This window comes from Geobacter hydrogenophilus (assembly GCF_018501225.1).
Classification (GTDB): Bacteria; Desulfobacterota; Desulfuromonadia; order Geobacterales; family Geobacteraceae; genus Geobacter; species Geobacter hydrogenophilus.
This window is the reverse complement of sequence record NZ_JAHCZI010000044.1, coordinates 1-263: the sequence shown is the minus strand read 5'-3', so window position 1 is coordinate 263 and position 263 is coordinate 1. Positions and strand designations below refer to the sequence as shown.

Below are 263 nucleotides of genomic sequence, written 5' to 3'. Positions count from 1 at the left end.
CCGCTGCCGGTGGTGCCGTCGCCGAAGTTCCAGGCGTAGGAGGCGATGGTGCCGTCGGGATCGGTGCCGGTGCCGGTAAAGGTAACCGCCTGATTGACGGTGACGACTTTGTCGGCGCCGGCGTTGGCGGTTGGAGGCAGGTTGTTGCCGGTTACCGTGTGGCAGGCGTTGCAGCTCTGCTGGATACCGGCCATGCCGTCGTTGATGACCTTGACCACCGTGGCGTTGGTGCTGGTGTGGCAGGCGGTGCAGTAGACCATCTT

The 263-nt window shown here is 64.6% G+C and carries 1 protein-coding gene; it reads right to left on the bottom strand.

Annotated elements, in window-relative coordinates:
- Positions 1-263: PKD domain-containing protein (locus KI811_RS18455; protein ID WP_214187926.1), on the bottom strand; the 263-nt coding region annotated here is incomplete at both ends.